Origin of the sequence: Roseiflexus castenholzii DSM 13941 (genome assembly GCF_000017805.1) — a bacterium.
In the GTDB taxonomy this organism is placed as follows: Bacteria; Chloroflexota; Chloroflexia; order Chloroflexales; family Roseiflexaceae; genus Roseiflexus; species Roseiflexus castenholzii.
This window is the reverse complement of the sequence record NC_009767.1, coordinates 4,916,306-4,930,498: the sequence shown is the minus strand read 5'-3', so window position 1 is coordinate 4,930,498 and position 14,193 is coordinate 4,916,306. Positions and strand designations below refer to the sequence as shown.

Sequence of the window (14,193 nt, the reverse complement as noted above, 5' to 3'; positions counted from 1 at the left end):
GCGAGGGTCCCGACCATGGCGTCGCGCGAGATGTATCTCGCATTTGTGGCGAGGAGAGCGGGGCGAGAGGTGAGCGGCGAGCGGCGAGCGGCGAGCGGCGAGCGGCGAGCGGCGAGAGGCGAGAGGGGCGAGGGTCCCGATCATGGCGTCGCGCGAGATGTATCTCGCATTTGTGGCGAGGAGAGCGGGGCGAGAGGTGAGGTGAGAGAGGCGAGAGGCGCGAGGGGCGAGAGGCGCGAGGGTCCCGACCATGGCGTCGCGCGAGATGTATCTCGCATTTGTGGCGAGGAGAGCGGGGCGAGGTGACAGGTGACGCATTGCACGCGGAAAGACGGCATGTGCAAAGGTGGCGCTCATTCCCTCGCGCCTCTCGCCTCGAATCTATCACCTTATGTGTGTTGAATCATACAAAAAGGCGCAAAGGGTGAACAGAAGATGACGAGGCGCTCATTCCCTCGCGCCTCTCGCCTCGAATCTACATATGCTCTACCACATTCGACATCTGACCCGTTTCCGCTATAGCGCGCCGGTGAGCGAGAGCGTCGTGGAAGTGCGCATGCAACCGCGCAGTGATGGGCATCAGCGCCTTCACAGCTTTCAGATGACCACCATCCCGCGGACGACCATCTTCAGTTACCGCGACATTCTGGGGAATATGGTACATCACTTCGATGTTCCCGGACGCCATAAATTGCTTACGGTGACATCCGAGGCGCTGGTAGAGGTCAGCGAGCCGTCGCCGATCACTGCGCTCGATGGCGAATCCTGGCGCGCGCTCGATGCGCTTGCCGCCAGCGGCGAGTATTGGGACCTGCTCCAACCCGGTCGTTTTACGCACCCCAGCGATCTATTGCGCGCCTTCGCCGCAGAGATAGCGTTACAGCGCGGCAGCGATCCGCTGACGACCCTTTGCCGGCTCAACACGCGCATCTACGATGCCTTTGAATATGCTCCGGGCAGCACCCATGTGCATTCGCCGATTGACGACGCTCTGCGCATGCGTCGTGGCGTCTGCCAGGACTTCGCCCACATTATGATCACGCTGACGCGTGCGCTCGGCATCCCCTGTCGCTATGTCAGCGGCTACCTCTTCCATCGCGCCGAAGACCATGATCGCTCAGAAGCGGACGCGACCCACGCCTGGGTGGAGGCCCTCCTGCCGGGTATGGGGTGGGTCGGATTTGATCCGACGAACAACCTGATTGCCGGCGCGCGCCACATTCGTGTGGCCATTGGGCGCGACTATGCTGACGTTCCGCCATCGCGCGGCGTCTACAAGGGTCAGGCGACAAGTGAACTCGATGTTGCCGTGCGCGTTGCACTGGTTGCGACGCCGTCCGCAGCGGCTGATGAGCCGCCACCCGAATGGCAGGCGATGGAGCGCGCGTTTATGGAAGAGGCGCACATGCAGCAGTGACGATCGGCGCAATGACCACAACGCGGGATTATTCACAACGGCGCTAAGACGACGTTTCATCGCCAATCGCATAGACCGTCGCCAGGATCGCCTCTTCGAGCGCCGCGAGATGGTCGCGGTCCTGATCATCGAGCGCCACCTCGCGTTGCGCCGCCTCGAAGTACCAGCGCACCATCGACTGAATGTGATGTTGGGTAATGCCATGGCGCAGCAGCAGGCGCACACTCCACTCGATTTCGCGTTGCAACACCGACGGCGCCTGGAGCGCGAGCGCAACGAGCAACAGGCGGTGGAGGCGTTGCGGCGTGCGGCTGAACGTCATTTGCTGATACTGCCCGCCATAGCGCGCCTCGACATCGGCCAGCAATCCCGAAAACGTCGATTTAAGGCGATTGGTGACCGCAGTGCAGATAGCTTCACGGCGTTGATCGAGCGCCTGAGCAACCTCTGGTCCTCGACTGGACAGCCATGTCGTCAAAGAGCGCATAACCGCACTTTCTAGCGCCATACGCGACGTTGCCGGCGCACCTCGACGGACCCTGCGAGCAACCTGTCGTTCGACCTGCTATCGCCATCAATGGCGAAAAAAGTGCGCCTGTCGCGCCCATCGTTCCGGGTCGATCTCCTCGCCGAGATCGTCCGCCCGGATCACCGCCTCGCGCAAATCGTTGCCCAGAAAGATGCCGGGAATGCGCCCGCGAAGTTCAGGATGGCGGTCGAACACCTGACCGCTGTAGGCGAACAGCAACCGATGACGGCGGCGATTTTCGACGATCCGCGCAATTTCCAGCAGTCCGGGCACATGTTCCGCCATCGAGACCGACATACAGATGAGCGCCGGCGCCATTCGCACCAGAAAGCCATCCAGCCCTTCCGCCGATACCGTTTGTCCCAGATAGATGAGTTCCCAACCGCGCTGCTCCATCAGGAGCGAGAACATAATCAACCCGATCTCGTGCTGTTCTTCCGGCGCGCATCCGGCGATCAGGCGCGGACCGGTGGCGAACGGCGCGTGGATTTGCAACAAGCCAAGGAGTCGTTGGCGCACGAAGTTCGTGACCACGCGCTCTTCTGCGACACAGACGTCGCCCTGCGCCCAGCGGTCGCCGATCTCGATCAGCATCGGCTGAAAGAGATCGAGCACCAGCGTCTCGATGGGGAAGAGCGCAACCGCCGTATTGACCAGCAAGTGCGCCTGCCGCAGGTTGGCGCTGAGTAACGCCTCGGTCAGTTGGGTGCGCAGGTCGGGCCAGCCAGCGTCGGCGAGCGTTGGCGGGGGAGGCTGCGGGGCGCGCGGGGCGATATCGCCGGTATCACTGATGTCGCGTAGCAGTGCGACTGCCTGGCTGATCGCTAGTCCTTCCTCCGTACACTGCTTGAGCCACTTGATGATTTCGATGTCGCGCTGCGAGTAGAGCCGATGACCGTGATCGGAGCGAGTCGGGCGTGGAACGCCATAGCGCTGCTCCCATGCGCGTAGCGTCGAAACATTGACCTGAGTCTGCTGGACGACCGCCTTAATGTTGTACCGTGGAACGTCGGACAGCGCCAGCAGGCGATGGACCTGCTCCAACATGGGGGTTCTCCATCTCTAGAACGGTCAAGCGTCGGCATGCGCGCCGCGGCGTTTGCAGAGCAGCAGAGCCGGGGAGCAATGCCACGCACACGGTCAGCGCCGCGTATTCACCCTGCAGCATGGCAGTTGCGACAGCAGGGTGAAGCAAGGTTCCTCGCTGCTTCCCCTCCTTTTGGCTAGGACTGTAGGGCTTTATTATAGTATACGCAGAGGGAATGTCAAACGCTGTAGTGCATACTCTGACGCAGTGTTACGACTTCACAACTCTGGCTTCTGCACACGATCTGCATAACCCTTGCATAGTATATGTGTAAGATATTTTGATTGACGGGCGTGCTTTTTCAGCGGTATAATCCCGGTGAAACCCGCGAATACTATTGACACTACGGAGCTTCGACACGCTCATCGGCAAGAAGCGACAGAGTCACTGGCGCGGGCAGAAACCATGACGCAGCGCGTTGCTGCAAGAGCCGGTCAGGCAGACAGGAAAGGGGGTGACCCACATGACCGACAAGCCACAGAACGATCTGGTGCCCGATCAGTGGAAGCCGCTGTTCAACAACGCAGAGTGGCTGGTGCACGACATCGTCGTCAAGACGATCTATGGTGGTCTGATTATCGCGGTGATTGCTCACGTGCTGTGCTGGGCCTGGACGCCCTGGATCAGGTGAATAAGTTTCGGAGGCGCTCTTATGAAAGATCGACCATTTGAGTTTCGGACATCAGTGGTGGTCTCCACCCTGCTGGGTCTGGTGATGGCGCTGCTCATCCACTTCGTGGTGCTCAGTTCGGGTGCGTTCAACTGGCTGCGAGCCCCTTAATCCGGCAGCGCGGAATCGCACCGCGCCCGGCTCGGATGGGGTCAACTGGCGCAGAGCCTGAACGACGTCGCTTATTCTGCCTGGCGCTCGTAAAGAGGTGAGGACAGCGGGCTGACACGTGGCAGCGCATCAGCCCCTGTCCTGTCTTTACGCCGTACGTACATCCAGGTGCTGGCTTTGCCTGTGGAGACGTACACTCTTCGCGTAAGCCAATCCGTACGCTAGAAAGCGAGAGCACACGATGTCCGCTGTGCCACGCGCGCTGCCGCTGCCGAGTGGAGAGACTCTCCCCGCTGAGGCGATTTCCTCCACAGGCTCGCAGGCAGCATCCGCAGAGGTTATCCCATTCTCGATTATCGAGGAGTTCTATAAGCGGCCCGGAAAAACCCTCGCGGCGCGCTTCTTCGGCGTCGATCCGTTCGATTTCTGGATTGGCCGCTTCTATGTTGGGTTGTTCGGCGCCATCTCGATCATCGGCATCATTCTTGGGGTGGCGTTCTACCTGTACGAGGGGGTGGTCAACGAGGGAACGCTCAACATTCTGGCGATGCGCATCGAGCCGCCGCCAGTGTCGCAGGGCTTGAACGTCGATCCTGCGCAGCCCGGCTTCTTCTGGTTCCTGACGATGGTTGCAGCGACCATCGCCTTTGTCGGTTGGTTGCTGCGGCAGATCGATATCAGCCTGAAGCTTGATATGGGCATGGAGGTGCCGATTGCCTTCGGCGCGGTTGTGTCCTCCTGGATCACGCTTCAGTGGTTGCGCCCGATTGCGATGGGCGCCTGGGGGCATGGCTTCCCGCTCGGCATTACCCACCACCTCGATTGGGTGTCGAATATCGGCTATCAGTATTACAATTTCTTTTATAATCCGTTCCACGCCATCGGCATTACGCTGCTCTTCGCCTCAACGCTGTTCCTCCATATGCACGGGTCGGCGGTGCTGAGCGAGGCGAAACGCAACATCTCCGATCAGAACATCCACGTCTTCTGGCGTAACATCCTTGGCTACAGCATCGGCGAGATCGGCATCCACCGCGTTGCGTTCTGGACGGGCGCAGCATCGGTGCTCTTCTCGAACCTGTGCATCTTCCTGTCCGGCACGTTCGTGAAGGATTGGAACGCTTTCTGGGGCTTTTGGGACAAGATGCCGATCTGGAATGGCGTCGGTCAGGGAGCGCTGGTGGCCGGTCTGTCGCTGTTGGGCGTCGGGCTGGTGCTGGGGCGCGGTCGTGAGACGCCGGGTCCGATCGATCTGCACGACGAGGAGTATCGCGACGGTCTTGAAGGGACGATTGCCAAGCCGCCGGGTCATGTCGGCTGGATGCAGCGTCTGCTGGGTGAAGGACAGGTGGGTCCGATCTATGTCGGGTTGTGGGGCGTCATTTCGTTCATCACCTTCTTCGCCAGTGCGTTCATCATTCTGGTAGATTATGGCCGTCAGGTGGGGTGGAACCCGATCATCTATCTGCGCGAGTTTTGGAACCTGGCCGTCTATCCACCGCCGACCGAGTATGGTCTGAGCTGGAATGTGCCATGGGACAAGGGCGGCGCATGGCTGGCGGCGACGTTCTTCCTGCACATTTCGGTGCTGACGTGGTGGGCGCGCCTCTATACCCGCGCGAAAGCGACCGGCGTCGGCACGCAGCTGGCGTGGGGGTTCGCTTCGGCGCTGTCGCTCTACTTCGTGATCTATCTGTTCCATCCGCTGGCGCTCGGTAACTGGAGCGCCGCGCCGGGCCACGGCTTCCGCGCGATCCTGGACTGGACGAACTATGTGAGCATCCACTGGGGCAACTTCTACTACAACCCCTTCCATATGCTCTCGATCTTCTTCCTGCTCGGATCGACGCTGTTGCTGGCGATGCATGGGGCGACGATCGTCGCAACCTCGAAGTGGAAGTCGGAGATGGAGTTCACCGAGATGATGGCGGAAGGTCCCGGAACGCAGCGCGCGCAACTCTTCTGGCGCTGGGTGATGGGCTGGAACGCCAACTCGTACAACATTCACATCTGGGCATGGTGGTTCGCGGCGTTCACCGCGATTACCGGCGCGATTGGCCTGTTCTTGAGCGGTACGCTCGTGCCCGACTGGTATGCCTGGGGTGAAACGGCCAAGATTGTGGCGCCCTGGCCGAACCCCGATTGGGCGCAGTATGTCTTCCGGTAAGCGCGTGTGTGGCGGGTGGGTGCGCCGCATCCGCCTGCCCGCGCAGCGGAACCCGGCGTTATGCCTCGTCCGCGGCACTGCTAGAGAGGAATAGAAGCGATGATCCAGCAGCCTCCAACGCTCTTTCCGGAAATCACGAATACCGTCCGCGGCAGGTTCTACATCGTGGCCGGAATCATCTCGGTCGTTATGGCCGTGGCGAGTATCGCGATTTTCTGGTGGATTTTTTACACCATTACCCCGGCGCCTGCGCCGCCGCTCCAGAACCCGATCTACGTCAATTACACGCAGGAGCCGACGGATTATATCAGCGCCGAGTCGCTTGCGGCGATGAATGCGTATATTCAAGCCAATCCGCAGCCGCAGGCGGTGCAGGTGCTGAAGGGGATGACGACCGCGCAGATCTCGGCGTATATGGTGGCGCAGGTCTCCGGCGGTTTGAAGGTCGATTGCAGCTACTGCCATAATATCGCCAACTTCGCTCAGCAGGACGGCTATCCGAATGCGGCGAAGAAGGTGACGGCGCGCAAGATGATGCTGATGTCGGCTGACCTGAACCAGAACTATACCGCCAAACTGCCGGCTTCGGTCGGCGGTTATCAGATCACCTGCGCGACCTGCCACAACGGGAAGGCGGCAGGGTTGGAGCCGTATCCGATCGAGATTATGAATACCCTGCCGAATGACTGGCGATTGCCTCTCGAACTCGATTACCCCGGCGGTCTGGTCGTCACCGGTCGGAAGGATGTGTCGAACCACGAGGTGGAACAGAATCAGTTCGCAATGTATCACATGAATGTCAGTATGGGGCAGGGATGCACCTTCTGCCATAATGCGCGCTACTTCCCCAGCTATGAGATCGCGCAGAAGAACCATTCGATCATCATGCTCCAGATGACGAAGCACATTCAGGAGACGTATGTCGCGCCAGGTGGACGGATCGCCGATGGCATCATGGCCGGTAAAAGCCCATCGTGCTGGCTCTGCCACCAGGGCGCCAATATTCCGCCGGGCGCCGCCAAGCCGGGACAGGTGCCCGCCGTGCTGTCGAGCACGCCGTAGTCCTGGCGCTGCGGGGGTGTGATGCGTGCTGTGTGATGTGGAATCGAACAACGCATCACACAGCATTCTTGTTCTTAGAGAGTCGTGGTATCATACCGGTCGCAGCACTCTGCTTTCTTCCATGACTCGCAGGAGAGTATGCCAATGCCGGAATCAACTGCTCCGACTACGCCGTCCCGGTTGACAACCAGCCCAACGGTGATGGTGCGGCGCTCCATTGAACTGATGAAGCCGGTGACGTGGTTTGCGCCGTCGTGGGCTTTCTTGTGCGGCGCTATTGCCAGTGGCGCCAGTCAGTGGACGTGGACCGATGTGGGACGGATTGCGCTTGGTGTGCTGCTCGCCGGTCCGATCCTGTGCGGTATGTCGCAGGTCGTGAATGATTATTGCGACCGCGATGTCGATGCGATTAACGAGCCGCAGCGCCTGATTCCGTCAGGTCTGGTATCGGCGCGCCAGGTGTTCATTACGGTCGCTGTTTTGGTCGTGCTCGGTCTGAGCATTGCAATGTTCCTGGGGCAGTATGTTGCCCTGATGACGGCGATTGGCATGGTGCTGGCGGTGATCTATAGCGCGGGTCCGATCCGCGCCAAGCGCAATGGCTGGGCTGGCAATACGATTGTCGCAGTCTCCTACGAAGGGTTGCCCTGGATCGCTGGTCACCTGGCATTTGCGCCGTTGACGTTTGGTAGTGTGCTGATGGCGGCGCTCTTCTCGCTCGGCGCGCACGGCATCATGACGATCAACGATTTCAAGAGTATGGAAGGCGACCGGGTCAGCGGCATTCGTTCGATCCCGGTTTTGTACGGCGAGATTGCCGCAGCCTGGACGGCGTTTGTGACGATCAATGTGGCGCAGATTCTGGTGGTGATGTATTTCCTGCACGTGAGAAACTGGGTTATTGCCGCCATTATTGGCGCCCTGGTGCTCATGCAGATTCCAACGCAGTGGAAGTTCTTTTCGATTGCCGATCCACGCAAACGCGCCATTTTTTACAATGCCAGCGGTATCGCCATGTTTGTGTGGGGCATGATGGCGGCAGCGATTGGCGTGCGTTGAATGTGGAGGGGAGAGGGGCGAGGCGAGGGGTGAGAGGCGAGAGGCGTGAGGCGTGAGGCGCGAGGGGCGAGAGGCGAGGGGCGAGAGGCGTGAGGCGAGAGGGGCGAGAGGCGAGGGGCGAGAGGCGTGAGGCGAGAGGGGCGAGGGGCGAGGCGCGAGGGGTGAGGCGCGAGGGTCCCGGCAATGGCGTAGTGCGAGATTTATCTCGCATTTGTGGAGAGACGAGGGGGTGAGAGGTGAGGCGAGAGGCGAGAGGCGAGAGGCGAGAGGGGTGAGGCGAGAGGCGAGGGATGATACCAATGACGATTGACGATGCCGTATGCTTGTCATTCCGAGCGCAGCGACGGGTCATTCCGAGCGCAGCGACGGGTCATTCCGAGCGCAGCGAGGAATCGAAGCGGGTCGCGCACGCCCCCTCGCGCTGCGCGGGGTGACCATGCCGGATGGTCACCGGTCATTGGTATGAGAGGGGCGAGAGGCGTGAGGCGTGAGGCGAGAGGGGCGAGGCGAGGGGTGAGAGGCGAGAGAGTCCCGGCAATGGCGTAGTGCGAGATTTATCTCGCATTTGTGGAGAGACGAGAGGTGAGGCGAGAGAGGCGAGAGGGGTGAGAGGCAAGAGGGACGAGGGACGGGGCAAGAGGCACGAGGGACGAGGCGCGAGGGGCGAGGCGAGAGGGGTGAGGCGCGAGGGTCCCGGCAATGGCGTAGTGCGAGATTTATCTCGCATTGGTGGAGAGACGAGGGGGTGAGAGGGGTCCGGCAATGGCGTAGTGCGAGATTTATCTCGCATTGGTGGAGAGACGAGAGGTGAGGCGAGAGAGGCGAGAGGGGTGAGAGGCAAGAGGGACGAGGGACGGGGCAAGAGGCAAGAGGGACGAGGCGCGAGGGGTGAGGCGCGAGGGTCCCGGCAATGGCGTAGTGCGAGATTTATCTCGCATTTGTGGAGAGACGAGAGGTGAGGCGAGAGAGGCGAGGGGGTCCCGGCAATGGCGTAGTGCGAGATTTATCTCGCATTTGTGGAGAGGCGAGAGGTGAGGCGAGAGAGGCGAGAGGGTCCCGGCAATGGCGTAGTGCGAGATTTATCTCGCATTTGTGGAGAGACGAGAGGTGAGGCGAGAGAGGCGAGGGGGTCCCGGCAATGGCGTAGTGCGAGATTTATCTCGCATTTGTGGAGAGGCGAGAGGTGAGGCGAGAGAGGCGAGAGGGGTGAGAGGCAAGAGGGACGAGGGACGGGGCAAGAGGCAAGAGGGACGAGGGACGAGGCACGAGGGACGAGGCACGAGGGGAGGGGCAAGAGGGAAGGGACAAGAGGTCGGGAAGCGAGAAAGTAAGGGATCGGAACGTTGCGTTGTAGGAAATCGGTTCTCAGTTCTCAGTTCTCGGTTCTCACACCTCCTGACTCCTGATCGGCTAGAAGGAGCGACTCATGGAACCAGTCCTCGTGGTAGGCGCATCGGTGGGAGGCGCGACGGCTGCCGATACGTTGGCGCGCGCAGGTGTGCCGGTGGTGATGCTCGAACGCGATACGTCGTATGTGAAGCCGTGTGGCGGCGCCGTGCCGCCGGTGGCGTTCACCGAGTTCGACTTGCCGGAAACATTGATCTCGCGCAAGGTGCATCACGCGCTGGTGCATTCACCGAGTGAACGGGTCGTTGAAATTGAGGTTGCCGGCGTCCATCGCTCCGATCAGGATTATATCGCCATGTGCTGCCGCGAGGAGTTTGACTGCTACATTCGTCAGCGTGCCGTGCAACATGGCGCAACCCTGATCGAAGGTCAACTGATCGATCTAGCGTTCGATAAGGAGGGTGTGACGGTAACCTACCGCGAGCGGTTCGGCGGTGCGCGTCAGGAACTGCGCGCTGTGGCGGTGATCGGTGCTGACGGGGCATACTCGACGACGGCAAAGCTGCTGGGTTTGCCCAATCTGCCGCGCTGCATCGCCATCCAGCAACGTATTCGCCTGCCTGCCAGCAAAATGGCGCGCTGGGAAGATACCGCCGATCTCTACCTGGGTCCTGAGGTCAGTCCCGATCTGTATGCCTGGGCGTTTCCCAAGAGCGACCACGTGGCCGTTGGGATCGGAACCGGACCGTCGCACAGCAAACGCGCCCGTGAATTGCTCGCCAATCTGAAGCGTCGGATTTCCCGCGATCTTGAGGGTGGCGAGGTCATCCTCGAAGAAGCGCATGCGCTGCCGATGGAGCCGCGTGAGCATATGGCGTTCGAGCGCGCTATGCTGATCGGCGATGCGGCGGGTCTGGTGGTGCATACATCGGGCGAAGGCATCTATTGGGCGATGAAGAGCGGCAAAATGGCGGCAGAGACGCTGATCGCCAGTCTGCCCGATGCGTCGCTCGCTGCGCTGCGGCGCTATGAGCGCCGGTGGTGGAAGACCTACGGCACAATGTACCGCTTCCTCGTCTGGCTCCAGAAATGGGGGTACGGGAACGCGCGGCAGATGGAAGTCTTCACCGATATGTGCCGCAATCTGGATGTGCAACGCCTGACGTTCGAGTCGTACATGCACAAGAGTATGACGCCGGTGCCGTGGCTGGCACAACTGCGTATGACGGCGGACATTATCGCTGCGCAGGTGCGTCACTACCTGCCACGCCGGCGGACGGGTCAACCGGCAGTCGCTTGAGATCGGGCGCAGCCGGCAAGGACGATACGTATGCCAGCATATCTCGCGCTATTCGTTTATGCTGTTCTGGCGCTGGGCGCTGCGGTGATCCTGCCCGCACTCGCCGATCGTCTGTCGTCTGGCATGTTTTCGTGGCTGTTCGGAGTGGCGACGGTCGGGGTCGTTGCTGCGCTCGTCGGTCTGGCGCTGACCCGCAATGATCTGTCGCTCCGTGGCGTGTATCTCGCTCACCTGTGCGCAACTGTTGTATGGGTATGGATGGAAATCGGGTGTCGCACATCTGCCGGAGGCTCTGCGCGCCGTCTGGGGTTCGCGCGAAGAAGTCCGTTGTGGCAGGAGGTGATGTGGGTCGCGCCGGCGGCGGGGATTGTCGCACTCACATGGAATGGCGCCAATCAGTGGGGGGTGTGGACGTTCGCACTCTTCTGGTGGGGGCATCTGAGCATGCGCCTGACGGCGTATGCGTCTGCGCATACGCGCGATGGCGGTCCGCTGATCTGGCCCCCCTGGTTCGCTGCCGGATTGCCCCCTGCTCAGGTGTTGAGCGCAATCTTTCCGCTGACTGTCAGCGCAACAATGGCAGTGGGCGTCTGGTTGGCTGCGGACGCCCTGGCCTACGGACTGGCGACGGTGCAGGGGGTCGGGTTGGCGCTGGTCGCAGCTCAGGCAATGCTGGTGTGCGCGGCGCTCTGGTTTGATGTCCTGCCCGTCGAGGTGTGGGTCTGGCGGTTGCGATCCTTCCACAGGTTCGCAGACCTGTGGGAGAATGGGCGGCACATCAACAGCGTATCGCAATGACCGGGATGTTGGCGTGCTGAATGACTCGTGCCGTGGTGGTGCCCTTCCAGATATCTTCGCTGGTGCGCGGACCATGAGTCGCCATAATGACAAGATCGATCTTCTCGGCGTTGCAGTAGTTCAGAATGGCGGCATGCGCGCGACCTTCGGCAGTGGCGGCAATGACGTTGACATCGTGGGTGCGGGCGCGTTCTGCAAGATCCTGAATGTGGTCTTTGTCGATCTGATACAGTTCACGCGGTGAGCGCGCAGCCATGCGTGCTTTCATATCCATTTCGGATGGGAGCAACCGGTCGTCGCCGAAGACGTGGAGCAGGTGCAGTTCAGCGCCAACCGACTTTGCAAAATCGGCGGCCTGTTCAAGCGAATCATCAGAACGCGGGGAAAGGTCGAGCGGGAAGAGAATGCGCCCAATCGAAGTCGGAAGCGCACCGTTGCGCGGGAGCGCTAGCAGCGGCAGCGGACCCTCGATCATGAACTTTTCATAGTCGCTCATCATCGCCAGCAATCGGTTGATGAAGTTGTGGCGCGTGGGCAACATCGCCAGAATGCCGCCGGTCGTGGTTGCGATTTCGTCGAGGATAGCGCGACGTTGCTTCTTTTCGATTTTGAGCAGTTCGTAGACCAGACCGTTGCCGGAAGGAAGCGCTTCCAGCGCCGACGCCATTTGCCGTTCGGCATAACTGCGGTAGCGTTGACTGAGGACGTGGATGATGCGCAGGGGCCTTCCGATGGACGAAGCAAATGAAGCAACGTTTGGCAGCAACGCAAAACCCTTGTCGATTGCTGTCGTGGGGAACACAATCGGAACATTATTGATGCGCATTGCGTCACTCCTGCTGTCTGTATATGGATCATCACAATTGTGAACGTCGTGATGTTAACAAATACGCGCGTTTGCTTGCTCACGGATGTGCTGAACCGTCTGCTGGCGCATTGTATCGCATGTTGGACATTACCAATAACCTCCGCACATTCCACGATGGGTGCGATGGCGGTGCGCGTCAAACTGGCAGCAATTGTGTAGCGGTTGTAGACGTTTTCTTAAGGGGCGAATGTATTATAATCTAATCGCACGCTTCTCACAAGTCAAAATGTGTTGACAAAGCGGGGGAACCAATGTCAACCTACACGCCTGAACAGCTTGCCCGCCGTGATGCGAGCGTCTGGACGAAAGTTCAGGCAGTGCTGGCGCCGATCCAGTTTCTCGCCTTTCTGATCAGTTTTGGATTGGTGATCCGCTACCTGGCGACGGGTGAAGGCTACCTGACGGCAACCGTCAGTGTGTGGATCAAGATTGCGCTCCTGTGGGCGATTACGATCACCGGCATGATCTGGGAGAAGGAGATTTTCGGGCGCTGGTTCATGGCGCCGGAGTTCTTCTGGGAAGATGCCGGGAATGCGCTGGCAATGGTTATGCACAACCTGTATTTTCTCGCCGTCTGGTTGCACTGGTCGCCCGATGCGATCATGACGCTGATGCTGGTGGCATACTGCACGTACCTGATCAACTGTGCGCAGTTTGTCTATCGCGGCATTCAGACCGGTCGGCAGCGGCGGATGGCGCGCAGCAGTAGACAGACTGAAGCGGCTGTTCGTTAGGATTACGCAGCAATGGAGACGACACGCGCCATCGTCATCACGGCGCCACAGCATCTGGAGTTGCGCAACGTGGCGCTGACAGACGCAGGACCTGAGGAGGTCGTGGTGCAAACCGCGTTTACCTCGGTCAGCGCCGGAACAGAGCGCATGTTGCTGGCGGGACGAATGCCACACCCAATGTTGCAGTTTCCGGTGGTGCCGGGGTACGAAACGGTCGGTCGGGTCGTTGGACGGGGCGCAGCGGTTCCGGCAGAATACGAGGGGCGCTGGGTGTATGTCGGCGGGGCGCGCTGCTTCCGTGATGTCAACCCGGCGTGGGGTGGCCAATCGGCGATCCTGCTGGTCGATTACCGCCGGGTGGTTCCGCTCGATGGCGTCTCGCCGGATCACGGCGTGCTATTGGCGCTGGCGGCAACTGCGCTGCACGGCGTCGATCTGATTGCCGGCGCCAACCATGATCTGACCGGTCGACGGATACTGGTGCTGGGGCAGGGTCCGGTGGGACAGTTTGCGGCGCGGATTGCGCGGGCACGTGGCGCATGGGTGGCTGTCGGCGACCGGATTGCCAGTCGCCTTGAACGGAGTGTAGCGGACCTGCGCATTGACGTTACGACCGACTCGCTCGTAGCGGCAGTGCCGCAACCGGTCGATACAATTATCGAGGCAACCGGATCGATGGCAGCGTTGAACGATGCGCTGCCACTTCTTGCGAACGATGGCACACTGCTGTTACTCGGATACTACGACGAACTGCGCCTGCCGTATATGCCGTTGTTCCTCAAACAGGCGCGATTGCTGACTGCGAAGGAATGGGCGGCGGGCGATCTCCAACGGAGCCGTGATCTGCTGGCGAGCGGTATGCTCGACGCTGCGGCGCTGATCACGCATCGCATGCCGGTAGCGCAGTTCGAGGCAGCGTATGCCACAGCGCTGAACGACCCGGAGTGCTTGAAACTGGTGATCGAGTGGGATGTTTCAGGCTGAAGGTGCGAAGGTTACAGGTTGCAGGTTGCAGGCGCGTAGGGGCAAGCGGAGCCTGGGGCG

At 60.6% G+C, this 14,193-nt stretch carries 13 protein-coding genes; 10 read left to right on the top strand and 3 right to left on the bottom strand.

Annotation, left to right across the window (positions count from 1 at the left end):
• Positions 1-481: 481 nt before the first annotated feature.
• The gene (locus RCAS_RS19480) at positions 482-1,417 is read left to right on the top strand and encodes a transglutaminase family protein (RefSeq protein WP_012122221.1); all 936 of its coding nucleotides are present in this window, start codon (positions 482-484) and stop codon (positions 1,415-1,417) included.
• A 43-nt stretch (positions 1,418-1,460) separates the two neighbouring features.
• Here RCAS_RS19480 and RCAS_RS19475 read toward each other — a convergent pair whose 3' ends face one another.
• Positions 1,461-1,904, bottom strand: coding sequence for a hypothetical protein (locus tag RCAS_RS19475; protein ID WP_041331147.1), 444 nt, complete (start codon positions 1,902-1,904; stop codon positions 1,461-1,463).
• Between the two features lie 87 nt (positions 1,905-1,991).
• Complete coding sequence (locus tag RCAS_RS19470; protein ID WP_012122219.1) at positions 1,992-2,993, bottom strand: MerR family transcriptional regulator; 1,002 nt, start codon at positions 2,991-2,993, stop codon at positions 1,992-1,994.
• A 503-nt stretch (positions 2,994-3,496) separates the two neighbouring features.
• Between RCAS_RS19470 and pufB the strand changes: the two genes are divergently transcribed.
• The 7 genes from pufB (at position 3,497) to RCAS_RS19440 (ending at position 11,547) form a co-directional block, all read left to right on the top strand.
• A complete protein-coding gene (gene pufB / locus RCAS_RS19465; protein ID WP_012122218.1) occupies positions 3,497-3,664 on the top strand; it encodes a light-harvesting antenna LH1, beta subunit in 168 nt (55 codons plus the stop codon).
• A gap of 21 nt (positions 3,665-3,685) precedes the next feature.
• Positions 3,686-3,814, top strand: coding sequence for a light-harvesting protein (locus tag RCAS_RS25375; RefSeq protein ID WP_157042711.1), 129 nt, complete (start codon positions 3,686-3,688; stop codon positions 3,812-3,814).
• Positions 3,815-4,055: 241 nt separating this feature from the next.
• A complete protein-coding gene (locus RCAS_RS24270) occupies positions 4,056-5,981 on the top strand; it encodes a photosynthetic reaction center subunit M (RefSeq protein ID WP_012122217.1) in 1,926 nt (641 codons plus the stop codon).
• A 99-nt stretch (positions 5,982-6,080) separates the two neighbouring features.
• A complete protein-coding gene (locus RCAS_RS19455) occupies positions 6,081-7,043 on the top strand; it encodes a photosynthetic reaction center cytochrome c subunit family protein (protein WP_012122216.1) in 963 nt (320 codons plus the stop codon).
• A gap of 144 nt (positions 7,044-7,187) precedes the next feature.
• The gene (gene chlG / locus RCAS_RS19450; protein ID WP_012122215.1) at positions 7,188-8,102 is read left to right on the top strand and encodes a chlorophyll synthase ChlG; all 915 of its coding nucleotides are present in this window, start codon (positions 7,188-7,190) and stop codon (positions 8,100-8,102) included.
• Between the two features lie 1,426 nt (positions 8,103-9,528).
• Positions 9,529-10,749, top strand: a complete 1,221-nt coding sequence (locus RCAS_RS19445; protein ID WP_012122214.1) for a geranylgeranyl diphosphate reductase — start codon at positions 9,529-9,531, stop codon at positions 10,747-10,749.
• Between the two features lie 30 nt (positions 10,750-10,779).
• Positions 10,780-11,547, top strand: a complete 768-nt coding sequence (locus RCAS_RS19440) for a DUF3623 family protein (RefSeq protein WP_012122213.1) — start codon at positions 10,780-10,782, stop codon at positions 11,545-11,547.
• Here RCAS_RS19440 and RCAS_RS19435 read toward each other — a convergent pair.
• Positions 11,528-12,373 (bottom strand): universal stress protein, encoded by an 846-nt coding sequence (locus RCAS_RS19435; protein WP_012122212.1) that lies wholly within the window; start codon positions 12,371-12,373, stop codon positions 11,528-11,530. The two genes, RCAS_RS19440 and RCAS_RS19435, sit on opposite strands and share 20 nt — an antisense overlap.
• A 293-nt stretch (positions 12,374-12,666) precedes the next feature.
• Here RCAS_RS19435 and bchF point away from each other — a divergent pair, with 293 nt between their 5' ends.
• Both bchF and RCAS_RS19425 read left to right on the top strand, forming a co-directional pair.
• Entirely contained in the window at positions 12,667-13,149 is a 483-nt protein-coding gene (gene bchF, locus RCAS_RS19430; RefSeq protein ID WP_012122211.1) for a 2-vinyl bacteriochlorophyllide hydratase, read from the top strand.
• A 12-nt stretch (positions 13,150-13,161) separates the two neighbouring features.
• Positions 13,162-14,133, top strand: a complete 972-nt coding sequence (locus RCAS_RS19425) for a zinc-binding dehydrogenase (protein WP_012122210.1) — start codon at positions 13,162-13,164, stop codon at positions 14,131-14,133.
• Positions 14,134-14,193: the final 60 nt, after the last annotated feature.